The sequence below is a fragment of the Salinicola sp. CR57 genome, from assembly GCF_003206585.1.
GTDB lineage: Bacteria > Pseudomonadota > Gammaproteobacteria > Pseudomonadales > Halomonadaceae > Salinicola > Salinicola lusitanus.
The window spans coordinates 325,481-350,263 of record NZ_PZJL01000005.1 but is presented as its reverse complement, the minus strand read 5'-3'; the positions used below and the strand labels follow the sequence as shown (position 1 = coordinate 350,263).

At 65.2% G+C, this 24,783-nt stretch carries 26 protein-coding genes; 15 read left to right on the top strand and 11 right to left on the bottom strand.

Annotated elements, in window-relative coordinates; genetic code table 11:
- Positions 1–5: 5 nt before the first annotated feature.
- Both dprA and DOM56_RS08265 read right to left on the bottom strand, forming a co-directional pair.
- Positions 6–1,214 (bottom strand): DNA-processing protein DprA, encoded by a 1,209-nt coding sequence (gene dprA / locus DOM56_RS08270; protein WP_232822230.1) that lies wholly within the window; start codon positions 1,212–1,214, stop codon positions 6–8.
- Positions 1,215–1,263: 49 nt separating this feature from the next.
- Positions 1,264–2,445 (bottom strand): LysM domain-containing protein, encoded by a 1,182-nt coding sequence (locus tag DOM56_RS08265; protein ID WP_157958186.1) that lies wholly within the window; start codon positions 2,443–2,445, stop codon positions 1,264–1,266.
- A gap of 191 nt (positions 2,446–2,636) precedes the next feature.
- Here DOM56_RS08265 and def point away from each other — a divergent pair, with 191 nt between their 5' ends.
- The 10 genes from def to DOM56_RS08215 all read left to right on the top strand — a co-directional run bounded on the left by def (position 2,637) and on the right by DOM56_RS08215 (position 13,462).
- A complete protein-coding gene (def, locus tag DOM56_RS08260; RefSeq protein ID WP_110708326.1) occupies positions 2,637–3,143 on the top strand; it encodes a peptide deformylase in 507 nt (168 codons plus the stop codon).
- Between the two features lie 114 nt (positions 3,144–3,257).
- Positions 3,258–4,256: a methionyl-tRNA formyltransferase gene (gene fmt, locus DOM56_RS08255; protein WP_110708325.1), complete on the top strand. Its 999-nt coding sequence runs from the start codon at positions 3,258–3,260 to the stop codon at positions 4,254–4,256.
- Positions 4,253–5,581, top strand: coding sequence for a 16S rRNA (cytosine(967)-C(5))-methyltransferase RsmB (gene rsmB, locus DOM56_RS08250; protein WP_110708324.1), 1,329 nt, complete (start codon positions 4,253–4,255; stop codon positions 5,579–5,581). The genes fmt and rsmB overlap by 4 nt, the downstream gene beginning before the upstream one ends.
- 155 nt (positions 5,582–5,736) lie before the next feature.
- On the top strand, positions 5,737–6,447 hold the full coding sequence (pncA, locus tag DOM56_RS08245) for a bifunctional nicotinamidase/pyrazinamidase (RefSeq protein ID WP_232822229.1): 711 nt from the start codon (positions 5,737–5,739) through the stop codon (positions 6,445–6,447).
- 103 nt (positions 6,448–6,550) lie between these two features.
- Positions 6,551–6,757, top strand: coding sequence for a dodecin (locus tag DOM56_RS08240; RefSeq protein WP_110598495.1), 207 nt, complete (start codon positions 6,551–6,553; stop codon positions 6,755–6,757).
- 166 nt (positions 6,758–6,923) lie between these two features.
- The gene (gene trkA, locus DOM56_RS08235) at positions 6,924–8,297 is read left to right on the top strand and encodes a Trk system potassium transporter TrkA (RefSeq protein WP_110598496.1); all 1,374 of its coding nucleotides are present in this window, start codon (positions 6,924–6,926) and stop codon (positions 8,295–8,297) included.
- A 52-nt stretch (positions 8,298–8,349) separates the two neighbouring features.
- Entirely contained in the window at positions 8,350–9,798 is a 1,449-nt protein-coding gene (locus DOM56_RS08230; protein WP_110708323.1) for a TrkH family potassium uptake protein, read from the top strand.
- Positions 9,799–9,992: 194 nt separating this feature from the next.
- Complete coding sequence (sstT, locus tag DOM56_RS08225) at positions 9,993–11,234, top strand: serine/threonine transporter SstT (protein ID WP_110708322.1); 1,242 nt, start codon at positions 9,993–9,995, stop codon at positions 11,232–11,234.
- 124 nt (positions 11,235–11,358) lie between these two features.
- Positions 11,359–12,573, top strand: a complete 1,215-nt coding sequence (locus tag DOM56_RS08220; protein ID WP_110708321.1) for a TraB/GumN family protein — start codon at positions 11,359–11,361, stop codon at positions 12,571–12,573.
- A gap of 418 nt (positions 12,574–12,991) precedes the next feature.
- Positions 12,992–13,462 carry an Hsp20 family protein gene (locus tag DOM56_RS08215; RefSeq protein WP_110708320.1) on the top strand — a complete coding sequence of 157 codons (471 nt, stop codon included), beginning with the start codon at positions 12,992–12,994 and terminating at the stop codon, positions 13,460–13,462.
- A 121-nt stretch (positions 13,463–13,583) separates the two neighbouring features.
- Here the strand turns inward: DOM56_RS08215 and DOM56_RS08210 are convergent, their stop codons facing one another.
- Both DOM56_RS08210 and DOM56_RS08205 read right to left on the bottom strand, forming a co-directional pair.
- On the bottom strand, positions 13,584–15,161 hold the full coding sequence (locus DOM56_RS08210; RefSeq protein ID WP_110708319.1) for a BCCT family transporter: 1,578 nt from the start codon (positions 15,159–15,161) through the stop codon (positions 13,584–13,586).
- A gap of 136 nt (positions 15,162–15,297) precedes the next feature.
- On the bottom strand, positions 15,298–16,188 hold the full coding sequence (locus DOM56_RS08205; protein WP_110708318.1) for a CHAD domain-containing protein: 891 nt from the start codon (positions 16,186–16,188) through the stop codon (positions 15,298–15,300).
- A gap of 161 nt (positions 16,189–16,349) precedes the next feature.
- Here DOM56_RS08205 and DOM56_RS08200 point away from each other — a divergent pair, with 161 nt between their 5' ends.
- Positions 16,350–16,628 (top strand): hypothetical protein, encoded by a 279-nt coding sequence (locus DOM56_RS08200; protein WP_110708317.1) that lies wholly within the window; start codon positions 16,350–16,352, stop codon positions 16,626–16,628.
- Between the two features lie 9 nt (positions 16,629–16,637).
- Here the strand turns inward: DOM56_RS08200 and DOM56_RS08195 are convergent, their stop codons facing one another.
- Positions 16,638–16,943, bottom strand: a complete 306-nt coding sequence (locus DOM56_RS08195) for a hypothetical protein (RefSeq protein ID WP_110708316.1) — start codon at positions 16,941–16,943, stop codon at positions 16,638–16,640.
- A gap of 155 nt (positions 16,944–17,098) precedes the next feature.
- On the opposite strand from DOM56_RS08195, the gene DOM56_RS08190 reads away from it, so the two are divergent.
- Positions 17,099–17,362 carry a type B 50S ribosomal protein L31 gene (locus DOM56_RS08190; protein WP_110598504.1) on the top strand — a complete coding sequence of 88 codons (264 nt, stop codon included), beginning with the start codon at positions 17,099–17,101 and terminating at the stop codon, positions 17,360–17,362.
- A 234-nt stretch (positions 17,363–17,596) separates the two neighbouring features.
- Here the strand turns inward: DOM56_RS08190 and DOM56_RS08185 are convergent, their stop codons facing one another.
- Together DOM56_RS08185 and DOM56_RS08180 are read right to left on the bottom strand one after the other, a co-directional pair.
- A complete protein-coding gene (locus tag DOM56_RS08185; protein WP_071229947.1) occupies positions 17,597–17,800 on the bottom strand; it encodes a cold-shock protein in 204 nt (67 codons plus the stop codon).
- Between the two features lie 286 nt (positions 17,801–18,086).
- Positions 18,087–18,956 (bottom strand): LysR family transcriptional regulator, encoded by an 870-nt coding sequence (locus DOM56_RS08180; RefSeq protein WP_110708315.1) that lies wholly within the window; start codon positions 18,954–18,956, stop codon positions 18,087–18,089.
- 149 nt (positions 18,957–19,105) lie between these two features.
- Here DOM56_RS08180 and DOM56_RS08175 point away from each other — a divergent pair, with 149 nt between their 5' ends.
- The gene (locus tag DOM56_RS08175; RefSeq protein WP_110708314.1) at positions 19,106–19,948 is read left to right on the top strand and encodes an alpha/beta hydrolase; all 843 of its coding nucleotides are present in this window, start codon (positions 19,106–19,108) and stop codon (positions 19,946–19,948) included.
- Between the two features lie 12 nt (positions 19,949–19,960).
- On the opposite strand, the gene DOM56_RS08170 is transcribed toward DOM56_RS08175, so the two are convergent.
- The gene (locus DOM56_RS08170; protein WP_110708313.1) at positions 19,961–20,911 is read right to left on the bottom strand and encodes a LysR substrate-binding domain-containing protein; all 951 of its coding nucleotides are present in this window, start codon (positions 20,909–20,911) and stop codon (positions 19,961–19,963) included.
- 169 nt (positions 20,912–21,080) lie between these two features.
- Between DOM56_RS08170 and DOM56_RS08165 the strand changes: the two genes are divergently transcribed.
- Both DOM56_RS08165 and ycaC read left to right on the top strand, forming a co-directional pair.
- Positions 21,081–21,947 (top strand): pirin family protein, encoded by an 867-nt coding sequence (locus DOM56_RS08165; protein ID WP_110708312.1) that lies wholly within the window; start codon positions 21,081–21,083, stop codon positions 21,945–21,947.
- A gap of 87 nt (positions 21,948–22,034) precedes the next feature.
- Positions 22,035–22,658, top strand: coding sequence for an isochorismate family cysteine hydrolase YcaC (ycaC, locus tag DOM56_RS08160; protein ID WP_110708311.1), 624 nt, complete (start codon positions 22,035–22,037; stop codon positions 22,656–22,658).
- Positions 22,659–22,724: 66 nt separating this feature from the next.
- Here the strand turns inward: ycaC and DOM56_RS08155 are convergent, their stop codons facing one another.
- The 3 genes from DOM56_RS08155 to DOM56_RS08145 all read right to left on the bottom strand — a co-directional run bounded on the left by DOM56_RS08155 (position 22,725) and on the right by DOM56_RS08145 (position 24,708).
- Positions 22,725–23,468, bottom strand: a complete 744-nt coding sequence (locus DOM56_RS08155) for a sulfite exporter TauE/SafE family protein (protein WP_110708310.1) — start codon at positions 23,466–23,468, stop codon at positions 22,725–22,727.
- Between the two features lie 117 nt (positions 23,469–23,585).
- Positions 23,586–24,029 (bottom strand): ASCH domain-containing protein, encoded by a 444-nt coding sequence (locus DOM56_RS08150; RefSeq protein ID WP_198655727.1) that lies wholly within the window; start codon positions 24,027–24,029, stop codon positions 23,586–23,588.
- Positions 24,030–24,108: 79 nt separating this feature from the next.
- Complete coding sequence (locus DOM56_RS08145; RefSeq protein WP_110708308.1) at positions 24,109–24,708, bottom strand: histidine phosphatase family protein; 600 nt, start codon at positions 24,706–24,708, stop codon at positions 24,109–24,111.
- Positions 24,709–24,783 lie beyond the last annotated feature (75 nt).

Below are 24,783 nucleotides of genomic sequence, written 5' to 3'. Positions count from 1 at the left end.
GGGCGTCAACGCCCTCTTCTGACCCAGCCGCCCGTGGTCTGGGCGACCCAGCCATCGAGTTCGAGCTCGAGCAGCCCCAACTGGACGTCGGCGACTGACAGCCCGGTCAGGTCGACCAGCAGATCCACCGGCGTCGGCGCATCGCTGAGCGCAGCCAGCAGCGGCGATGCCGGCATCTCGATCGCCGCCGCTTCCGTCGACGTCGCCGAGCGGGCGTCCGTCACCGGTATGGGCGCAGCCGAACGCTGGCGCGGCGGTCGGCCCGGCGAATCCAGCGTATGCGCGGTCGGGATGGCGGCATCGGGGGCAGACACCGGTACCTGCCAGGGCGAGAGATCGCCAACGATATCCTCTACGTGACGCACCAGCGCAGCCTCGCCCTGACGAATCAAGCGCAGGCAGCCCTCGGACTGGGGGTTGTGGATCGAGCCCGGTATCGCGAACACCTCCCGGTTCTGCTCCAGCGCCAGCCGCGCGCTCACCAGCGAGCCGCTCTTCTCCGCGGCCTCCACGACCAGCACGCCTTGTGACAGCCCCGTGATCAGCCGGTTGCGGCGAGGAAAAAAACGCGGATGGGCCTGCGTCTCCGGCGGGTGTTCGGAGATCAGCAGCCCGGCGCCTTCCCACAGTTCCCGGAAGAGCGCGGCATGGCGTGGCGGATAGACCACATCCACTCCGCAGCCGAGCACGCCGATGGTTGCGCCGCCGGCCTGCAGTGCCGCCCGCTGCGCGGCACCGTCGATACCCAGCGCCATGCCGCTGGCGATACAGAACCCCCTGGCGACCAGTTCCCGAGCGAACCGCACCGCATTGTCCTGTCCTTCCCGCGTGGGTCGCCGAGTGCCGACCATCGCGATGGCGGGCTGCGACAGTATCGAGAGCTCGCCCTTGGCCCACAGCACCGTCGGCGGATCCGGCAACTGGGTCAGCAGTTCGGGCCAGGCCGGATGCCCCGGATGGAGCAGATGCCGCCGCGAATCGGCGCGCTCCCACTCGAGCGCCGCGTCGACTGCCGGCGTCAGCGGGCTACGCGAGGGATACTCCAGCCACAGCCGCAGCGATTGGGCCAGATTGGCGGGCAGTGCCGCCAGCCACCCCTGGGGCCACGCCATGTCGCCTCCCTCGCGCCAGCGACGCAGCAGCGGTGCCAGACGAATCGGACCCAGCCCGGGCAGCGCGCTCAACGCCAACCAGTCGCGCAGCGTCGGGCTCACTGCCGGCACCTGCCGGTGTGGCGCCACGCCGTTGTCAGCGACACCGCGCTCAAGGCGCTCCTCCCATGGCCACCGCCTCGCGAAGATCGCGCGGCACGACGAGGCGATCACCCACCGCCAGCGGCTGGGAAGCCCGCATGACCAGGGCGTAGCTCAGGTGATCGAAGACGCGGAAGACCATCACCGCGCCCGCCTCGGTGTCCGGCAGCGTCACCCAGGTGTCACGGCTATCGTCGTGCACGCGTTCGCCCTGACGCATCGCCTGCAGCACATGACCGGCCTCGAGCCCATCCGCACTGCCACGGTCGATCGCCACCACATCGTAGCGACCGATGAAACGCACCCCGGCGGGGACGGACAGAATCGTCGCCACCACCGGTGTGTCCGGCGCCCGGGGCTCGAACCGAGTCGCGATGCCGCCCTCGGTCAGCGCCAGCAGATAGTCGCCACTGCGGATCTCCTGAACGGCGTCCAGCACCTCCAGTTCACCGACATCGTCCACGTTTCGAATCACTTTCACGTGTCCGAGCCGGCGCAGCTCCAGCCCGCGCAGCGTCCCGGCGAGGTCCTGCTGACCCGGCGTCGTCCCGGCATCCGGTTGCCTTGCTGCCTGCCGGGGGGCGCCGGTCGAGAGCGGAATCCGGTAGTCGGTGCCGGGGCGATAGACGCCCAGCGTCCCGCCCGCAGCCGGCAGGGCTCCATGGGCATACAACCTGTCGCCGGCACCACTCAGCAGCCGCTGCGACTGTCCGGCGACGACCGTCGGTGCATCCTCGAGGATGGCGGGATCGACGATCTGATAGGCATCGAGGAAGACCTTGATGCGATCCAGCGGCAGTCCCGGCACGGCATCCCGTGTCGGCGCCCGGCGGACACCGGGCGAGAGCCGAACCGTCTGGCCGCGCCCGCGCTCCAGCGACAGCCGGGGCGCACCGGCCGCGCCGGCATCGAGGCTGAGCAAATCGCCCGGATAGAGTTTCTGCGGCGAGGTGATCTGCGGGTTGTGCCGCCACAGCGCCTGCCACTGCCACGGCGAGTCGAGGAATCGCGAGGCGATACCCCACAACGTGTCGCCCTCGCGCACCGTATAGTGGGCGGGCGCGTCCGCCTTGAGCGACAACGCCCATGCCGGGTTCGAAAACGCCGCCATCACGCCAAGGCCGCCGACCAGCAGCCAGCGCCGCATCATGGCGCGGCAGCGATGCGGCCACGGCCCCTCCAGACTGATCATTATCGTCGTCCCACCGGTGATTACCTCGAGGTATTGCTGCATAGATCGGCGCCGAGGCGGCGGACTTGAGGGTTCGGCGCCCCGCGATCGCCATCCGCGGCCCCGAACCGGCACGGCGGTTTCCCCGCCAGCGCTGGCGATCTACAATAGAGAGATCACGTCACTCATGCCGATAGGCACGCAAAACGACTATGGCTATCAGAACCATTCTCCAATACCCCGATCCGCGCCTTCGCACCAAGGCCGCCCCGGTCGATCACGTCGACGATGAGACCCGCACCCTGGTCGACGACATGCTGGCAACGATGTACGACGCCTCCGGCATCGGCCTGGCGGCGACGCAGATCGACGTCCACCAGCGCGTGATCGTCATGGATGTCAGCGACGACCGCAACGATCCGCTGGTACTGATCAACCCGAGCTACGAGCCGCTGGACGACGAGCGCGAGCCGCTACAGGAAGGCTGCTTGTCGATCCCCGACTACTATGCCGAGGTGCCGCGGGCGCTGCGCGTTCATCTCAAGGCGACCGATCGCGACGGCAACGCCTACGAACTGGACGCCGACGGCCTGCTCGCCCACTGCATCCAGCATGAGTGCGATCACCTGGAAGGCGTCCTGTTCGTCGACTACCTGTCGCCGCTCAAGCGCGACCGCATTCTCAAGAAGATGCAGAAGCGCCAGAAGCAGGAAGCCTGATCGCCTGCCTTACCGCCACCCGGACTCGCAAAGGCCGGCCGTCCCCGCGACGCCGGCCTTCGTCATTCGCGGGCGTCGTTCATCTTCAAGCATCACTCATCGGGAACCTATCGAATGCGTCACCGTGTTGAAGGGCAGTCGCTGCGGATCGTCTTCGCCGGCACGCCCGACTTCGCCGCCGAGAGCCTGAAAGCGCTGCTCGCCTCCCGCCATCAGGTAGTCGGCGTCTATACCCAGCCGGATCGCCCCGCCGGGCGCGGCCGCAAGCTCACGCCCAGCCCGGTCAAGCGTCTCGCCGAGCAACACGATCTGCCGGTGGAGCAGCCGCTCAGTCTCAAGGACGAGGCGGCCCAGCGGCGGCTGGCCGAGTTCGAGGCGGATGTGATGATCGTCGTCGCCTACGGTCTGCTGCTGCCCCAGGCGGTACTCGACACGCCCCGGCTCGGCTGCCTCAACGTGCACGCCTCGTTGCTGCCGCGCTGGCGCGGCGCCGCGCCGATCCAGCGCGCCATCGAGGCCGGCGACAGCGAGAGCGGTATCACCCTGATGCAGATGGATGCCGGTCTCGATACCGGCGACATGCTGCTGATCGAACGCACGCCCATCGATGACGCCACCACCGGTGGCGATCTTCATGACCGCCTTGCCGAGCTCGGCGGCCGGACACTGGTCGAGGGCGTCGACGCGCTGGCCGAGGGCAGCCTGAGACCCACGCCGCAACCGGCGTCCGGCGTCACCTACGCCAGCAAGCTCTCGAAGCCGGAAGCGGAGCTCGATTTCCGCCAGCCGGCGGCGGCACTGTCCCGCCGGATTCGCGCCTTCAATCCGTGGCCAGTGGCCTGGACCCGGCTCGATGGCGAGCCGTTGCGGCTATGGTTCGCCGTGCCGGATACCGGACCCGGCGAGGGAGATGCCGAGTCTGGAACACTGCTGGCGCCGGACGGCGAGGCACTGCGAATCGCCTGCGGCGTCGACGGCCGCGACGTGCTGCGAGTGACCCGACTGCAGATGCCGGGTGGCAAGCCCCTCGCGGCCCGCGACCTGCTCAACGCCAACCACCCTCGTCTCAGCCCCGGCCAGCGCCTGGGCCAGCCCAAGGAAGCCGACCGATGAATCCTGGCGATACCCGCGCCTTTGCCGCGCGACTGCTGGTACCGGTACTCGACGGCAAGGGGTCGCTCTCCAGTCTCGATGCCGACCTCGCCGCCAGCGTGATCAAGGAGCGCGATCGAGGCTTCGTCAAGGCACTCTGCTACGGCGTCTGCCGCGCCCATCCCCGCCTCGATGCCCTGTCCGGCCAGCTGCTGCGTCAGCCCATGAAGCAGCGCGACACCGACATTCAGGCACTGCTGCTGATCGGGCTGTACCAGCTCCTCCACATGCGGGTACCGCCTCATGCCGCCGTCAGCGAGACGGCGGGCGCCGCGCGCGCGCTCGGCAAGGCGTGGGCAACGAAGGTGCTCAACGGCTGCCTGCGCCGGTTCCAGCGCGAGTCGGTGGCCCTGCAGGCGAAGGTGGACAAGGACGCGCCGGTCGCCCTGTGGCATCCCGCCTGGCTGCTGCTGGAGTTTCGCGACGCCTGGCCCGACGACTGGCGTGCGATCTGCGCGGCCAACAACGACGCGGGGCCGATGACGCTGCGCGTCAACCGGCGTCGCGTCACCCGCGAGGCTTACCTGAAGCGGCTCGAGACGGCCGGGCTCGACGCACTACCCTGCGAATTCGCCGCAGATGGCGTCCGACTGACCACCGCCTGCGACGTGTCCCAACTGCCCGGCTTCGCCGACGGCGACGTCAGCGTCCAGGACGAATCGGCCCAGCTGTGCGCCGACCTGCTGGCACCGGCGCTGGCAGGCGACACCACCAGGCGGGTTCTCGATGCCTGCAGCGCCCCGGGCGGCAAGAGCGCCCACCTGCTGGAACGTTTCGACACCGAGCTCACCGCGCTGGACATCGACCCGACCCGCCTGAAGCGGGTCTCGTCGACGCTGCAGCGACTGGGGCTGGAAGCCCGCCTTCATGCCGCCGATGCCGGCCGCGCAGAGGCGGATAGCGACTGGTGGGACGGCCAGCCGTTCGACGCGATCCTGCTCGACGCCCCCTGCTCCGGCACCGGCGTGATTCGGCGCCATCCGGATATCAAGCTGACCCGTCGCCACAGCGACATCGCCGAACTGGCGGCGCTGCAATCGCGCCTGCTGGATACGCTGTGGAGCAAGCTCGCGCCGGGCGGTGTATTGCTCTACGCCACCTGCTCGGTGCTGCCGGCGGAAAACGAAGCCCAGATCGATGCCTTCCTGGCACGCACGCCGGAGGCCAACGCCGACATGCCCCGGGAGCTCGACTGGGGCCGGCCGAGCGGCCATGGCCAGCAGCTGCTACCCACCCCGGCCGGCCACGACGGCTTCTTCTACGCCCGGCTGCGCAAGCGCGCCTGACCGCCCCTCCGCCGCCCACTCGCCTCGACCACCACGCCAGCGGGGCAGCACGATGCCCCGATCTGCACCACGCTGCGTCGGGGCATGGTGCACTTGCGACATCCCCGCCCGCCTTCGATACTGACAACGAATCCGCCACTCGGGAAGCGCCCGTCGTGCCTGACAACGAGGTCATCGATACTACGCAAACCAGCGAGACGCCGATCACCGAGACGCAGCCCGCCGGGTTGGCGCTCGGTGGCGTCTCCCCTCACAGCGCCCTGATCGTCGTCGACGTCCAGCCGGACTTCATGCCAGGCGGCGCGCTGGCCTGCGCCGAGGGCGACCAGATCCTGCTGGGACTGGAGTGGCTACTGTCCCAGCACGCCTTCGCCCACGTGGTGGCAACCCAGGACTGGCATCCGACCAGGCACGTCTCGTTCGCGTCCAGCCATCCCCCTCACCAGCCGTTCGAGGCGATCGACCTCTACGGCCACTCCCAGACGCTATGGCCGGATCACTGCATTCAGCGCACCGAAGGCGCGGCGCTGCACCCGGCCATCGACTGGTCGTGCTGCGATGCGATCATCCGCAAGGGAACCGACCCCGGCATCGACTCCTACAGCGCGTTTCGCAATAACGTCGGCCCCGACGGTCACCGTCCCGCCACCGGGCTGGCCGGCTGGCTTCGTGACCGCCGCGTCACCGATGTCTATCTCTGCGGCCTGGCCCGAGACGTCTGCGTGCTATGGACTGCCGAGGATGCGGTAGCGGCGGGCTTCAACACCCATTTTCTCTGGCCGCTGACGCGTCCCGTCACCTTCGAAACCGACGACGACACCCGGCAACGGCTCTCGGCCCTGGGCATCACGGTCGTCGACGCCTGAGCCGTTGCCGGAATCCGAGGAGTTTCCCGATGCCCCATGGATTCCAGGGGCTTCCGGCCACCGGCGGCGATCGCCGGGGCTTTCTCAACCAAGGAGCTGTCTCATGAGCGACCACGTCTACAAGCAGATCGAACTGACCGGTTCTTCTCCCACCAGCATCGAGGACGCCGTCCAGAACGCGCTGCAGAAAGCCAGCAAGACGCTGCACGGCATGCGCTGGTTCGAGGTCACCGAGACGCGCGGCCATCTCGAGGACGACAAGCTGGCCCACTGGCAGGTGACCATCAAGGTCGGCGTCTCGCTGGATTGATCGGCGCGGCCTATGATCGCGGGCGGGATCTCGTCCGCGGTCCTGTCAATCGGTGGCCCGGCTCGTTATGCTACGCGCTGATTTCGGTGCCGGGCGGGTTGCACTCCGATCCTCCGGGGCCGGGTAAACTGGTAGGCGGTACGCTGTATTTCCGTGATGGTTTGGCATGAAAATTATTATTCTGGGTGCCGGTCAGGTCGGCGGTACGTTGGCAGAACACCTGGCCAATGAAGAGAACGACATCACGGTGGTGGATATCAACGAGGAGCGGCTGCGAGAGCTGCAGAATCGTCTCGACATCCGCACGGTGATCGGTACCGCGTCCTACCCCAACATTCTGCGTCAGGCCGGTGGCGAAGACGCCGACATGCTGATCGCGGTGACCAGTTCCGACGAGATCAACATGGTCGCCTGTCAGGTGGCGCACACGCTGTTTCGCACGCCGACCAAGATCGGTCGCGTACGCTCCACCGCCTACCTGACGCGCAAGAGCCTGTTCTCCAACGACGCCATCCCGGTGGACGTGCTGATCAGTCCCGAGCAGGTGGTCACCGACCACATCCGCCGGCTGATCGAGTACCCCGGGGCGCTGCAGGTGCTCGATTTCGCCGGCGGCCTGGCCCAGCTGGTAGCGGTCAAGGCCTACTACGGCGGCCCGCTGGTGGGCCAGGAACTCGGCTTCCTGCGTCGCCATATGCCCAATATCGATACCCGCGTGGCGGCGATCTACCGTCGCGACCGGCCGATCATCCCTACTGGCGACACCGTCATCGAGGCCGACGACGAAGTGTTCTTCATCGCCGCGCGGCGCGATATCCGCACCGTGATGGGAGAGTTGCGCAAGGTCGACCGCGACTTCCGGCGCGTGCTGATCGCCGGCGGCGGCAACATCGGCGAGCGCCTGGCGGAGACGCTGGAGCACAAGCATCAGGTCAAGATCATCGAACATGACCTCAACCGCTGCGGCGCGCTCTCCGAGAAGCTCGACCGTACCGTGGTGCTCCACGGCAGCGCCACCAGCAAGCGGCTGATGCTCGAGGAGAACATCGAAGACTGCGATATCTACTGCGCGCTCACCAACGACGACGAAGTCAACATCATGTCGTCGATGCTGGCCAAGCGTCTGGGTGCCAAGAAGGTACTCACCCTGATCAACAATGCCGCTTACGTGGACCTGGTCCAGGGCGGCGAGATCGACATCGCGATCTCGCCCCAGCAGACCACCATCGGCAGCCTGCTCACCCACGTTCGCCGTGGCGATATCGTCAACGTCCACTCGCTGCGCCGCGGCGCCGCCGAAGCGATCGAGGCGATCGCCCACGGCGACAAGCGCTCCTCCCGGGTGGTCGGGCGCACCATCGGCGAGGTCGATCTGCCCAGCGGTACCAGCATCGGCGCCATCGTGCGCGGCAAGGAAGTGTTGATCGCCCACGACGATGTCATGATCGAGAGCGGCGATCACCTGATCCTGTTCGTGATCGACAAGCGACGCATCCGTGACGTCGAGCGGCTGTTCCAGGTCGGCCTGACCTTCTTCTGATGGTCCATTCATCAGACACCGCCTGCCCGTCCCGACCGGTGGGGGACGCCGCGTGAGCCTACTGGTCATTCTCCGCATCGTCGGCCTGCTGCTGATGCTGTTCAGCCTGACCATGGTGCCGCCGATGGTCATCGCGCGAATCTTCCACGACGGCAACTGGCACGCCTTCGGCGCCGGCATGGCGATCTCGGTCATCACCGGCGCGCTGCTCTACTGGCCCAATCGGCGTGCCAAGCGCGAACTGCGTACCCGTGACGGCTTCATCATCACCGTGCTGTTCTGGAGCGTGCTCGGGCTGTTCGGCACGATCCCGTTCATGGTTTCCGATGCGCCGTCGATGTCGTTCACCGATGCCGTGTTCGAATCCTTCTCCGGGCTCACGACCACCGGCGCCACCGTGCTCAGCGGCATCGATCACCTGCCCGCCTCGATCCGCTTCTACCGCCAGCAGCTGCAGTGGCTGGGCGGCATGGGGATCGTGGTACTCGCGGTGGCGATTCTGCCGACACTGGGCATCGGCGGCATGCAGCTCTATCGGACCGAGATCCCCGGCCCGCTGAAAGACTCCAAGCTGACCCCGCGGATCACCGAGACGGCCAAGGCGCTGTGGTACATCTACGTGATTCTGACCGTCGTCTGCGCGCTGGCCTACTGGCTAGCGGGCATGAACTGGTTCGACGCCATCGGCCACAGCTTCGCCACCGTGGCCGTCGGCGGGTTCTCCACCTACGACGCCAGCATCTCGCACTTCGATAGTGCCACCATCGAGATGATCTGCGTCTTCTTCATGATCGTCTCCTCGGTCAGTTTCGGTCTGCACTTCGCGGTATGGCGGGAGCGGCGCCTGCTGCAGTACATCCGCGACCCGGAGTTCCGGTTCTTCGTCACATTTCTCGGCATCCTGATCGCGATCACCATCATCACCCTGTTCGCCACCGGCACCTATCACGACGCCACCGGCATTCGACACGGGCTGTTCGAAGCCGTTTCGGTCGCGACGACATCCGGTTTCAGCGTGGCCGATTTCACCCTGTGGCCGGGGGTACTGCCGATCATGCTGTTCATGGCAGCCTTCGTCGGCGCCTGCTCCGGGTCGGCGGGCGGCGGCATGAAAGTGATCCGCATTCTGCTGGTTCTGAAGCAGGGAATCCGCGAGATTCACCGGCTGATCCATCCCAACGCCGTGTTTGCCGTCAAGGTCGGCAAGATGCGCATCTCCGAAGGCGTCGCCGAAGCCGTCTGGGGCTTCTTCTCCGTCTACATGATGCTGTTCGTGTTGATGCTGCTGGCCCTGCTGGCCACTGGCCTCGATCAGGTGACGGCATGGTCGGCTATCGGCTCGGCGCTCAACAACTTGGGTCCCGGGCTAGGTGATGTCTCGACCGACTACGGCGGCATTCCCAGCGCCGCCAAGTGGATCCTGGTGCTGGCGATGATGCTGGGAAGACTGGAGATCTTCACCATTCTGGTGCTGTTCACACCGGCGTTCTGGCGGCGTTGATCGGCCATTCGCGAACAACGTCTCCCGCTTTTCTGAAGCGAATCGCTTTTTCACCAGCCGTTCGGCCGGTCATCGGTGAATGACACTAAAGATTGAGCCGGAGACAGGGTTTTCGACGAGTTCGATCGGGAGAGCGGTGGTAGAATGCCGCCCTTCGCGGCCACGCCGCCACCTCGGCAACCCAAGAGAGAGTCATGTCCGCCAGTTCCGACACCCGCACCGCGTCCTCGCTTCTGCCCCGCATCGGGCTCATCCCCCAGATCCTGATCGGGATCGCGGCCGGCCTGCTCCTCGCCACCCTGGCGCCCTCGATCGCGCCATCGGTGGCCATCCTCGGCGACCTGTTCATCGGCGCGCTCAAGGCCGTCGCCCCGGTGCTGGTCTTCGTGCTGGTGATGGCGGCCATCGCCAGCCACCAGCGTGGCCAACCGACCCAGGTGCGCGGCGTCCTGATGCTCTACCTGACCGGCACGCTGGCTGCCGCGCTGATCGCGGTGGCGGCGAGCTTCCTGTTCCCGACCTCGTTGATCATCGACGCCCCACGGGCCGATGGCACGCCACCGACCGGCGTCGCCGAGATCCTGCGTAACCTGGCCATGAGCGCGGTGGACAATCCCATCCACGCCCTGACCGATGCCAACTTCATCGGCATCCTGGCCTGGGCCGTCGGGCTCGGTCTGCTGCTGCGTCGCGCCAGCGATACCACGCGGCGGTCGCTGGCCGATCTCTCGGATGCGGTTTCCGGTCTGGTTCGCTGGGTGATCCGGCTGGCCCCGCTGGGCATCTTCGGACTGGTCGCCAACACCTTCGCCTCCACCGGCATGAGCGCGCTGGCCGACTACGCCCAACTGCTCGCGGTACTGCTGGGCTGCATGGCCTTCGTGGCACTGGTGAGCAATCCGCTGATCGTGTTCCTCTACACCCGCCGCAACCCGTACCCGCTGGTCTTCACCTGCCTGCGCGGCAGCGCCATCACCGCCTTCTTCACCCGCAGCAGCGCGGCCAACATTCCGGTCAACATGGAGTTGTGCAAGCGCCTCGACCTGCACGCCGACACCTACTCCGTCTCGATCCCGCTGGGCGCCACGATCAACATGTCAGGCGCCGCGGTCACCATCACGGTGATGACACTGGCGGCCGCCAACACCCTGGGAATCGACGTGGATTTCGCTACTGCGCTGCTGCTCTGTGTCGTTTCGGCGCTGGCGGCCTGCGGCGTCTCCGGCGTCGCCGGCGGCTCGCTGCTGCTGATACCGATGGCGGCCAGCCTGTTCGGGATCTCGGCGGACGTCGCCATGCAGGTGGTAGCGATCGGCTTCGTCATCAGCGTGATCCAGGACTCCACCGAAACCGCACTCAACTCCTCCACCGACGTGCTGTTCACCGCCGCCGCGTGCCGTTCACCGCGTGCCCAGGAGCGCCTCGCCGGCGAGTGATCGACCGTCGAGCAGGGCCGCCGTTGGCCGCGACTGACGTTTTTCGCTGTCAACGGCTTGGAATCGGCGACGTGACGTGCAATATGGGGCAACTCTCTTCCTAAAGCCTTGGATTGCCCCCTTGATGCCCGACAACGCCGCCGGACCTCGCGAGACCGTGGATCTCGCCGCCCACCATCTGACCCTGCTGGGCACTGCCCACGTTTCCCAGGCCAGCGCCGACGAGGTGCGCGAGCTGATCCGCTCCGGCGAGTTCGATGCCGTCGCGATCGAGCTCTGCACCTCGCGCCATCAGAGCCTGGTCCAGCCCAACGCCATGGCCAAGCTCGACCTGTTCCAGGTTCTCAAGCAGGGCAAGGCCGGCATGGTTGCCGCCAGCCTCGCGCTCGGCGCCTTCCAGCAACGGGTGGCGGAGCAGTCGGGGATCGAACCCGGTGCGGAGATGCGCACGGCGGTCAAGGAGACCCAACGGGCCGGCCTGCCGCTCTACCTGATCGATCGCGAGATCGGCGTCACCCTCAAGCGCATCTACCAGAACGTACCGTGGTACAAGCGCTTCAGCCTGATATCCGGTCTGCTCGGCAGCGTGCTGTCGCGTCAGAAGGTCTCCAGCGAGGAGATCGAGAAGCTCAAGCAGGGTGACGTGCTCGAGTCCACCTTCGCCGAATTCGCCGAGCAGTCCCAGTCGTTGTACGAACCCCTGATCACCGAGCGTGACCGCTACATGGCGCTCAGGCTGGTGGAGGAACTGCCGGAGGGTGGAACCCAGCGCGTGCTGGTGGTGATCGGTGCCGGCCACCTCAAGGGCATGAAGGCCCACCTCGAAACCCTGAACCAGCGTCCGCCCGAGCTGGACAGCGTGATCCAGGAGCGCGCCAATCTGGAGTCGACCGCGCCCCGCGCGCGCTGGTGGAAAGCGATACCGTGGGTGATCGTCGCCCTGGTGCTGACCGGCTTCGCCATCGGCTTCAGCCGCGATACCGCCTTCGGCTGGTCGCTGGTGGGCGAATGGGTGCTGATCAACGGCAGCTTCTCGGCGCTGGGGGCGCTGATCGCCCTGGGTCATCCGCTGACGATCGCCGCCGCCTTCGTCGGCGCCCCGCTCACCTCGCTCAACCCGACCATCGGCGTCGGCTTCGTCACCGCCGGCGTGGAACTCTACCTGCGCCGCCCCACCGTCGGCGACTTCTCGCGGCTGCGCAGCGATGTCAGCCACTGGCGCGGCTGGTGGCGCAATCGGGTCGCCCGCACCCTACTGGTCTTCCTGCTCTCGAGCCTGGGTTCCGCCATCGCCACCTGGGTCGCCGGCCTGCGCATCGCCGGGCAACTGCTGGGCTAAGCCTGCGTGCTCGGCTCGCCCTTCGCGAGCCGAGCACGCGCCAGCGGGGGGCATTCAGCCGCGGTCGCTGGGCTGGCTCAGGCATGCGCCCATAACCGCTTTCGCGCACTCACTTCCTTTCTCGTCCCCCCTCTTGAAAGCCGTCCGATCGCCACCATTTTCTGCTCCGGGTACCGCCGAGGCCGCTGATGCCGGGGCTCAGGGCCGGAAATGAAAAAATCTCGCCACGTGATGCACTCCCCTCTTGAAAGCCGCTTGGGCGACCCTATTTAACATAATGTCGAGAGGGAGCCGATTGGCAGACGGCATCTTGCATGCGTCATCCCCTCGGCAGCGGACGCCGCCAAGCGGGTCCGCGAGCGGTGACCCGGGATGGGCCCGGGCCCCAAGACTTCGCTGTCATTCAGGAGGTTGCACCATGAATACGATGTCTCTCTCTCCGCTGTTCCGCCGTTCCATCGGCTTCGACCGGCTCAACGATCTGTTCGAGACCGCGATGCAGAACGACGTGCCCAGCTATCCGCCCTACAACGTCGAGAAGTATGGCGAGAACGACTACCGCATCGCCGTGGCCACGGCCGGATTTGCCGAGCAGGAACTCGACGTCAACGTCGAGAAGCGTGTGCTCACGATCACCGCCGGCAAGGGCGATCGCCAGCAGGACGACAAGGTGCAGTACCTGCACCAGGGTATTGCTCAGCGCGCCTTCAAGCTGTCGTTCCGCCTCGACGAGAATATCGAGGTCCAGGGCGCCCGGCTCGAGAACGGGCTGCTGATCGTCGACCTGCTGCGGGTGGTGCCGGAAGAGCAGCGCCCGCGCCAGATCCCGATCAACGGCAGCCAGGGCCGTCTGGAGACTCGCTCGGCGGATCAAACCGTCGCCGTCTGAGCCAATGGCGATAGGACCGCGCCGCCGCCATGACAGCCATGGCAAAGTGCCGCGGTAAAATGGCAACGCCCCCGACGGAGCAATCCGTCGGGGGCGTCGTCGTTGGGGGATCGGCCCGGCTTCAGGGCATCGGGCGAGTCGTTGGCGAGTCGTCCAGCACGCCTTGCGCCCTGGCCATCGCATAGGCCGCCTTGGGCCCGTGCCACAATGTCGGCACCAGCAGCATCGCCACAGGCACGGCGGGGATCACCAGGAACTGCTGGAGCACACTGACCTGCCCCTCGCCCATGCCCAGCAGAATCGCCGCCATCAGCGCGAAGACGATCCCCCAGAACGCCCGTAACGCCGAGCCGGGATTATCGTTGCCGGCACAGACGACGGATACGGCATAGCTCATCGAGTCCCCGGTCGTCGCCACGAACACCGTGGTCAGCACCAGCACGGCCAGCGCCATCCAGACACCTCCCGGCAGCGCCTGGGCCACGGTCAACGTCGCTACGTCGAACTGGAAGTTCTGCAGTGGCTGGCTGAGATCGATCGCGCCCTGAAGCTCGTAGAAGATGCCGGAACCGCCCAGCAAGGTGAACCAGACGGTGGTGACCACCGGCGCCATGACCGCCGTAGCGATGATCATCTCGCGCACCGTGCGCCCGCGGGAGATCCGGGTGACGAAGATCGCCATGGGCGGTGCGAAGCCGACGAACCAGGCGAAGAAGAAGACCGTCCACCACTTCATCCAGCTCGGCGAGGCCGTCACCGTGGTCATGGTCGACATCTCGAAGAAGTGGCCGAGATAGGTGCCGAAGCCCTGGAACCAGCTATCGACCAGAAACTGGGTCGGCCCGAACAGCAGAATGATGGCACCGATCACCATGGCCAGAATGACGTTCAGGCGACTCAGCACCTGAATGCCACGGTCGATACCGGTCACCGCCGACGTCACGTAGATCGCCCCCAACGCCGCCAGGATCCCCAACTGCACGTCATAGCCGCGCGGAAAGCCGAACAGGTCGTGGAGACCGAAGCTGACCTGGGTCGCCAGGAAACCCAGCGGCCCGACCGTGCCTGCGGTGACGGCGATCGCGCAGATGGCGTCGACCACGCCACCGAGGAAGCCGCGCACCAGGCGGTCACCGAGTACCGGTGCCAGCAGCGTTCGTGGCTGAAGCGGCATGCCGCGCTGGTAATGCTGGTGCGAGAGGATCGCGACCGGCAAGGTGCCGAGAATCGCCCAGCCGGTGAATCCCCAATGGAAGAAGGCCTGGGCCAAGGCATTGGGTACGGCGTCGGCGGTGCCGGGCTGGGAGTCGAAAGCCGGCGGCGTGACCACGAAGTGATAGATCGGCTCACCGGCGGCAAAGAAGACGCCGCCCCCCGCCAACAGCGTGCATAGAATGATCGACACCCACCGGAAGGTACTCATGTCGGGCCGCTCCTGGGACCCGATTCGCGCCCGCCCGGCCGGGGAGAGCGCCACGCCGATGGCGATGAAGAAGGTCAGCAGCATCAGCCACTGGAACAGGCTGCCGAAGGTTCTGGCCGACCAGGTGAAGCCGATACCGATCACTCGGGCGACGGTATCCGGCGCCATCGCCGATGCCGCCAGAAAGATCAGGATGAAGCCAATGGTCAGAACAAGCACGACGGGATCGCCAAAACGGCCACCCTGCGTCGATGGCACGTTGGTGTCGGAGGTCATATCAGAGGGAGGATTCTTTGGGCATGAAGCGCGCCACACTACCGACCTTGGTCTAATACCGCAAATTCGACGTCGCTAATGGGCGCATCAGGCACCTGCGAAAGTACTCGCCTTTCCTCGCGTCGTCCGTAACGCCTCAACGATCGGTGGCGATATCCCAGTAGCGGGCCATCCGCTTGCGAACCGGCTTTCCCGGCTCGGCGAACAACCGCCGTCCCAGTGGCAGCGCTTGAGAACGGAGATTCGACCGGCGATGTTCGATCCAGCCAACGAGCTGCGCTCGCCGGGTCGCATCGACGCTGAACATCTCCTCTCCATTCAAACGCTCGGCCAGCATGGCCAGATCATGGTCGTCACCCAGCATGTCCGACAGTCGATGGCCCTCCTCGGCGCGCGTCTCCAACGCGCGAGGCCATGACTCACGCAGCAGGCTGCAGTGGTGCCGGTGATACTTCACGTGCTTGCGCCATTCGTGAAGCACCGCCGTCGTCGGCTCCTCGCGCGCCCGAGTCAGCGCCTCGCGCCCCTGCTCATAGCTCTGCCGCCAGCCACCGGCGATAGCGGCGAAGCCGGAACGGTCGAGACGCCACAGGGCGATCGCCTCGCGCGCCTCAAGCAAGCGGGCATCGAGGGCGCCCAGATCGGGCGATCTCTCCTGCTCGAAGGAGTGCTGGCGACGCAGATCGAGCTTGCGTCGGATCGCCGCGTAGTGACGACGATCGATGCGCTCGTCGACCTGCGCGAGCAGCGCATCGAAAGTCTTCACCAGCACCTGGTCATCGCGATCAGCGGCCACTTCTCGAGCCAGGTCACGAAAGCGACGATTCTCGCGTGCGTAGCGCTTTCCCAGCGCCGGCCTGACCATCCTCAGCAGGGCACGAACCTTTTTGCAGCGCTGGCGCAACTCGTGTATCGCGCTGGCCGGATGCTCGTCGGCCAGTGCCCTCTTGGCACGATCGACCTGTTCCGTGGCAATACGCCGAACACCGGACTCGATCTCTTCACGCGCTTTCAACCGGTATGGCATGAGGCTTCCCCCTTGCCCGGGAATGGATGGGCAATGGAACCAGTCTAGCGAAGTCCGGCGGGAGCGCGCATGAGGGCGCTCTACACCAAAATGCCAATGGTGACGGCCTTCGAAACGGTTCTAATCTCAAGGGGAAATTAGCCGCCGATGGGGTAAGGTCCATGAAAAGCACACCGTTCATCACCGAGAGTCTGCTGCAGCGCTGTCGCAGGGAACAGGCCAACCAGTTCCAGCGTGCGCGCCAGAACTACGACCCCGCCTCGCTTGATGATCGCAAGGAGCTTTCGCTACTGGTCGAAGAGGCGATTCGGGAGGGGGAAAACTACACCTCGATCGCTCGCGGTCATCAGCATATCGGCCTGACCGAATCGGACCTGTTGGATCTCATCGGCCCCGAGAACGCCATCCGGGAGCGCATCGAACGATTTCAGCAGATTTGAACCTGCCGTTCAGTTGCCGCAGTGGCGCCGATACCGCTCGGATTCGGCGCCCAGCGTCACGCGCTCGTTGACCTTGCTGTAGTAGAACGGCGAGAAAGATTGGTCCGGGCCGGCCACACGATACTCGCCGCAAACGCCGTACCCCTTCTGGATCTCTCTCGTTGCCTGCAGCTCGATCTCGTCATCGCCACCCCGTTGGCTCGCGATCAGGGACTTGATGTCGTCATCGACCTGGCTGTCCGACAGGGCCTGCCCGCCGAAGATGATGGCGAATGCCAGCAGGATGGCAACGACGGGGATGTAGAGATTGTGCATGGAGAGAGCGTCTGGCCGGCGAGGGAAAGGCGATGATAGCGGATCCCGCCATGTTTCGCACAGGCGCAGCGGGCGATGCGTCCCCGTGACGCAGCCAATTGCCTCACTCTCGAGAAATGTAATAACATTACAAAATCAACCGAACGGAGAAGTCCATGAAAGCCGGCATCCACCCCGAATATCGTCAGGTGATCTTCCACGACACCAGCGTCAACCAATACTTCAAGATTGGCTCGACCATGACCTCCGACGAGACCATCGAGTGGGAAGATGGCAACACCTACCCCCTCGTCCACCTCGATATCTCCTCCGCGTCCCACCCGTTCTACACCGGCAAGCAGCGCGAGGTCGGCACCGAAGGCCGTGCCGCACAGTTCAAGCGTCGCTTTGGCAGCGTGACATCGCGTCGCCAGAGCTGAATCGAAAGCCGGACCTACCTAACGAAATACACCCCGGTCGCTGACGCGGCCGAGGTGTGTCGCCGAAGCCCTATCTCAATGCGCTCCACGAATCCCGCCTGACCAAGCGAGGCCATCCTCGAACCCACTGGGTCGCGAGAATCAATTCGGACACGCAAAAACACCAAGGCCCGCGTTAGCGGGCCTTGGTGCTGGAATCTCTATCGCGCTAGGGCGATGGATCTACCGAAAGTCTTAGAGCGGCTTGATGTTAGCAGCCTGAAGACCTTTTTTGCCCTGAGTGACGTCGAAAGAAACTTCCTGACCGTCCTGCAGAGACTTGAAGCCGTCGGCTTGGATCTCGGAGAAGTGTGCGAACAGGTCGTCGCCACCGTCTGCCGGAGAAATGAAGCCAAAGCCTTTAGTGTCGTTGAACCACTTAACTGTGCCAGTTGCCATGTTCCGAATTCCTTATGCGCTTAGCGCGTAATTACGATTGCCGGGTGCTACCCGATGTAGTGGGTAAAACAAGGGGATATAACCAGGCTACCGAATGATTCGAGTGCAACTGACAATATGCGACTTGCTAACCAACTGATCGCCAGTCTGCGCCGTCATGGACGGATAGTCAACAGGTGTGTTGGTCGTAAGACGAAAATCTTGCCATCTCGGCCTAACGTCCTCATTTTCCAGCACATCGCTACCCGGCTTTCCCCCGCCGCCCGGCTCGCCAGTCGTAACCACCTCACCCCGGAACCGCGGGCGTCTCCACCTCTTCGGTTATCGCGCTGACCAGGCCGCGAACCGCACTCGAGTGACGCTGTCGCCCGGTGCGGAGGAGATAGACGATCGGCGGCGGCTCGGGAAACGGCGCCTGCACCACCTCCATCTCCGGTGTCACATGGCGGCGGTTCAACAGCGTCACGCCCAACCCCGAGAGCACCGCCGACTTCACGCCGGCAATGCTCGCGCAGGTCATGACGGTCGTCAGTCCCGGGGAGTTCGCCTGCCCCGCCTCCATCGCCCACTGACGATAGAAACAGTCGTCATCGAAGGCGACGAACGGAATCGCACGGGTCATGTCCAGGCTCCAGTCCCGGGACTTCACCCAGTGCAGTGGCTCCCTGGCGACGACCGTATCGGACGCTCGCTGGCGATGTTCGAACACCTGCATGAAGCCGACGTCGATCTCGCCACGGTCGAGCTGCCCCTCCAGGGCGAGACTCTGGCCGACGTGGGTCCGTACCGCGACGTCCGGATGCCGTCGGGCAAATCGCCCCAGGATACGGGCCACGCCGCTGCTGGTCGTATCCTCGGTCACGCCGAGCCGAACCGTTCCGCGCAACGGCTCCGTTCCCAGGGAGGAGACCGCCTCGTCGTGAAGATCCAGAATGCGCCGGGCATAGCCCAGCAGCTTCTCGCCTTCCGGGGTCAACAGACTCGCCCCGCTGCGCCTAGTCAGCAGCTCGCAGCCGATCGCCATCTCCAGCCGGCGGATCTTGTGGGAGATCGCCGACTGAGACAGCGCCAACGACTGCGCCGCCCGCGTGATCCCGCCCGTCTCCACGATCGCTGCCAGCGCCTGCAGCGCTCCTAGCTCCAGCCTCGCGCTCACGTTTTCCGCTCCTCGACCTGCGGGTCCAGGCTACGATAGCGGCGACCCACATCATGACAAAAACAGATTGTTTTCATCATATAACGCATTTGTGTCATGCGAGAAGTTTTCGCAAGCTTATCGACACCCACCCAATGCGGAGCCGAACCATGAACCCGATCGCGACCGACAATGTATTGATTGATGGCCAGCGTATCGCCCACGGGGTCTACGGACAGGGCGAGCCCATCGTGCTGCTGCACGGCACGCCCTCCTCCTCCCTGATCTGGCGTAACGTCCTGCCCCGGCTGGTCGAGGCCGGCTATCGCGTCCATCTCTTCGACCTGCTGGGTTACGGCCACTCCGAGCGCCCCCGGGACCCATCGATCGATACCTCGATCTCGGCCCAGGTCCCAGTGCTGGAGGCCCTGATGGGCCACTGGGGGCTGGAGGCGGCACATATCGTGGCCCACGACTTCGGCGGCGGCATCGCCCAGCGCCTCGGCGTGTTTCACCCGCAACGCTTGCGGTCGCTGACACTGATCGATGTCGTCAGCTACGACAGCTATCCCTCGCCCAGGACCCGCCAGCAGATGGCCGCGGGGCTGGAGCGACTGATCAAGGTACCCGAGGACGAACACCGCGCGCACTTCCAGGAATGGCTGTTGACCGCGGTCCACGACACGCAGCGCCTCGAGGCATCCGCGCTCGCGACCTACCTCGACTTCATCAGCGGGCCCATCGGCCAGGCCAGCCTGTTCCAGCATCAGATACGCCACTACGACCCGAAGCACACCATGGAGGTCGCCGCCCGGCTGCCGGAGCTCGGGAGAATGCCGGTCAAGCTGATCTGGGGCGCGGAGGACGCCTGGCAGAGCGTCGATTACGCCCATCGGCTGCACGCCGACATACCGGGGTCGGATCTCAGCGTCCTCGAGGGGTGCGGTCACTTTTCACCCGAGGACCGGCCGGAAGAGATCGCCCGCCTGGTCATCGAGTTCCTGAAGCGCTGACGACGAGTCGGCTCAGCGCCCGGCGCCATCCCCGGGCTGTGCCGACGCTAAAATCCGCGTGGTGACATCCTCCTGGCCGAAGTTGTCGGTCAGGAAGTCGATCAACTGGCGCACGGCCGGCAGCAGGCCACGGCGCGACGGGAAGATCGCCTGGACCACGCCATCGCGGGGCACCCAGCTCGGTAGCACATCCACGAGCCTGCCCTCGGCGATATCCGGCCCCGCCACCAGCATCGGCAGTTGCACGACCCCCAGGCCCGCCAGGGCCGCGCGGCGCAGGGTGACCATGTCGTCGGTCACCAGTCGCGGGCGATGATCGATCAGCGTGCTCACCCCATCCGGCCCTTCGAGGCACCAGGTATGGCCTGTGCCCGGCCGCTCCCAGTCGAGCGACGGCAAGCCGTGGAGGTCCCCCGGCACCGCCGGGCGGGCGAAACGCTCGAACAGCGCGGGCGACGCCATCAGGCGCTGCGGGCTGCGGGAGAGCACGCGCTGGCTGAGATCGCTGTCCTCGATGGGCGGGAATCTCACCCGGATCGCCAGATCGAACCCCTCGCGGACCACGTCCACGCGCCGGCCACTCGCCTCCAGCTCGACCCGAACCAGCGGATGCCTCGCCATGAACGCGGTGAGCAAGTCCCCCACGATGAAGCAGAGCAGCCCCGGCGGGCAGCTCATCCGCACCAGCCCCTGAGGTTCGGAGATCGAGCGGTCGATGGTCTCTTGGGCCGCCTCGGCCTCCACCACCATGGCGGCGCAGTGGTCGTAGTACGCCCGTCCCAGGTCGGTGACGGTGAGGCTGCGCGTGGTGCGGTGGATCAGGCGCACGCCGATGCGAGCCTCGAGTTCGGCCACGCGCCGGCTCAGCTTGGACTTCGGCACCCCGATCGCCCGGCTCGCCGGTGCGAAGCCGCCATGCTCCACCACCTGGACGAAGTAATAGAGGTCGTTGAGATCCTGCATATGATCGTTCCATGAGTGAGACGCTGCGTTGGATTTTACCCCGCTAATCACTCGAATGTCCTACCTGTAAATTCGACCTATCGATTCAGCCCATCGCCTCCTGCCTTCGACACGGCCGGATGATGGGTGACGCATCGCCCGAGGAATCATCGAAAAACGGGAGGTCAGGATGAAAAACATCACCGGTATCTACTCCGCGCCTCGAGCCCACTGGGTCGGCAACGGCTTTCCCGTGCGCTCGCTATTCACCTACGAACGCCTGGGCGCGCATCACGTCACGCCGTTTCTGATGCTCGATTACGCCGGGCCGAAAGAGTTCAAGCCGGCAGTCAAGCCACGCGGAGTCGGGGCCCATCCCCATCGCGGCTTCGAGACGGTGACCATCGTCTACGAGGGCGAAGTCGAGCATCGTGACTCCACCGGCAGCGGCGGCGTCATCGGCCCGGGCGATGTCCAGTGGATGACGGCCGGCAGCGGCATCGTCCACGAGGAGTTCCACTCCCCGGCGTTCACCGCGCGTGGCGGGCGCTTCGAAGTGGTCCAGCTGTGGGTGAACCTGGCGGCCGCGGACAAGTCGGCGCCCCCGGCGTATCAGTCGCTGAAGGCCGCCGAGATCCCCCGCCTCGAACTGGCAGAAGGCGCGGGACAGTTGGCGGTGATTGCCGGTGAAGCCGCCGGGAAGCGCGGCCCGGCGCGAACGTTCAGCCCGGTCAACGTCTGGGACCTGCGTCTGAACCAGGGCGGCGCCACCACGCTCGACGTGCCGGAGGGCCACACCACGATGATCGTCGTGCTCAGCGGCACCGTGCAGCTCAACGGCACCAAGATCGTCCGCGATGCCGAGCTCGCCCTGTTCGCACGCGAAGGCCGCGAGATCGTGGTCGAGGCCAACAACGACGCCAAGCTGCTGGTGCTGACCGGTGAGCCGATCGCGGAACCCGTCGTCGGTTACGGACCGTTCGTCATGAATTCGAACGAGGAGATCGAAGAGTCGATCCGCCAGTTCCAGGCCGGAAAGTTCGGCGCCACGGCGTAAAGGATTCGGGCGCTCTCGGGAGCGCCCGATAACTCGCGGGATATCGACGCCGATATCCCGCCGCTTCCCAAAAGAAGGAGATGCGTGATGGCCTATTCCTACCAGAGACTCGACAAGAACGATGTCGCCGTACTGATGATCGATCACCAGGCCGGCCTGCTGTCGCTGGTTCGCGACTTCGGTCCCGACGAGTTCAAGAACAACGTGATGGCGCTTGCCGATATCGCCGAGTTCTTCGACCTGCCAACGATCCTGACCACCAGCTTCGAGGATGGCCCCAACGGCCCGCTGGTGCCGGAACTGAAGGCGAAGTTCCCCGGTGCGGCCTATATCGCCCGCCCCGGCCAGATCAACGCCTGGGACAACGAGGAGTTCGTCCAGGCCGTCAAGGATACCGGCAAGAAGCAGCTGTTGATCGCCGGCGTGGTCACCGATGTCTGCGTCGCCTTCCCGGCCCTGGCCGCGCGCGAAGCAGGCTACGAGGTCTTCGTCGTCACCGATGCTTCCGGCACCTTCAACACGACCGTGCGCGACGCCGCTTGGAGCCGCATGTCCCAGGCCGGCGTGCAGTTGATGAACTGGTTCTCGGTCGCCGGCGAACTGCACCGCGACTGGCGTAACGACATCGAGGGCTTCGGCGGCATTCTTGCCAATCACCTGCCCCACTACTCGAACCTGATCCAGAGCCGAGACGCAACGCTGAAAAACTAGCCGAGCACTGCAACCGCGCTGCCGCCGCCGGTCCATCCGGCGCGGCAGCCCCTCGCACTGCGCGAATTACCCCAGCGCGGTCTTGCCGACCAGCACCACGCCGAAGACGATCAGCATCATGAGGACCACCTTGCGGAAGGATTCGGCGCCCATGCGCTGGCGCACGGCCCCGCCAAGCCGGGTGCCGACGTAGACCGGCACCAGCCCGGCCAGCGAAATCCAGATCGAATCCGCCGTCATCAAACCGAGCTTCGCCAGCCCCAGCGCCATGATCAGGCTCGACAGCGTGAAGGAGATATTGATCGCCTGGATGAACCGCTTGGGATCGAGCCGCAGCGCCAGCAGGAACGGCAGAATCGGCATCACCTGCGATCCGGTCGTGCCATTCACCAGCCCGGTCAGGAATCCCGAGAACGGTGCCAGCTTGCGCCCCAACCGATCCGATAACGGCCGCCCGGGGCGAAACAGCGTGAACGCCCCGTAGACGATCAGCACGACGCCGAGTATCGCGCCGGCCACGAGACTATCGATGAGATCCAGCACGGCGAGACCGAGCAGCAGGCCGGGAATGGTCACGAGGAACATCGGCCAGAAGCGCCGCAGCGTCTCGCCGAAGTGCCCCGCCTGCCGCATCACGATGAGATTGCTGACCAGCGAGGGGATGATCACCAGCGGCATCCCCGACTTCAGCCCCAGGCCCAGCGCCAGGATGGGCAGCGCGGAGGTCGAGAAGCCGAGGCCAGTGGCGCCCTTGACGAAGGCCGCCACCAGATAGGCAAAGGCGATGATAAAAATCGTTTCGAGATTCAAGAGCGTTTCGACATTGAAGACGCATCCCTGCAGGCGGAGGACCGAATGGCCGATTGGACAGAGAGTGTGCGCCGCGCCTCGCGGGCTGGCAATTTGACCAATGCCGAATTGCCCGCCTCAGGGGAAGACTTTTTCGAAGCGCTCCAAGACCACGGCGCTATCGAAGTTAAATGTATCGCCGAGCCGTTCGGCTTCTCTTTCGAAGAACTGGATATGAGCCCGCCTCCATTCTTCATAGGTTCTGTCGCCTTCCCCTTCGAGATAGGCAAACTCCTCCGGAACTCGATCGAAGGGCGCGATCTGGACGTCCGTCGTCCTGACGATACACACTGGCCACTGGCGCCAATCAAGGACAACGGTCAACTTGCCAGCCACAGGCAAGTCCTCCCCCTCGACCTGATAAGACTTCAGCAACCCGCAGCTCGCTCGCTTGATGCCTGTGGCGACAAGATGCGCGCAGGCATTGGCATCGACTTCGTTATCACAAAAATGCTCGGCGCCTATCGCGGGTATCGAAAGACGCTCAGCCTCGCTCAATGTCGCGAGATAGCGTAATAACATTCGATGCGGCTCATGAGTCATAACATTCCACGCCTTGCATTCGGGTTTCGCCGTACCGGGCTTTGACCACCACGACACGTCACGATTGCGGCAGCGAGATCCCTAGCGCATCAGTATCGGAAACCGTCATCGAGAAATTCTCCAGGGCCAGCATGCTGCCGTTCGAGAGCTTCCAGTCGTAGAAATCCGAGAAATCGCCCTTGGACAGTGCCCGGATCACCTTGGCAACGACACCGTGTGCCACGAGCAAGATATTGTTCGTGGGATATCTCGATGCCAGCTCGGACAAGCCGCCGCGAACTCGCGCCACAATCTCATGAATTGACTCACCGCCATCCGGCGCGGCATCCCATTGGCGAGTGATGTTCCTGGCCCAGAGCCCCTGGTATCTCTCCCTCGCCTCGGCTTGAGTCAGCCCTTCGAAAACGCCAACGCTTCGCTCTCGGAAGCAGTCCATTATCTCGACGGGAAGCCCTCGCTCCTCATTGAGGATCATGGCCGTTTCCCTGGCCCTCAGCTTCGGTGAAACAATGATGACGTCGAGTGCTTCCGGCAATCGCCCACCAAGCGCCTCGGCCTGCTGCCGACCCAGAACGGTCAGTTCTGGATCAAGGGCTCCAAGGTAACGTTGTTCGACATTGGCCCAGGTTTCCCCGTGCCGCACGACGTATAAGTGCATGGAATCCCTCTCGGCAGATCGATCCTCGCAGTGTAATCATTTCGAGCCGTCCCCGTCGGGGGATCACGGCATGAC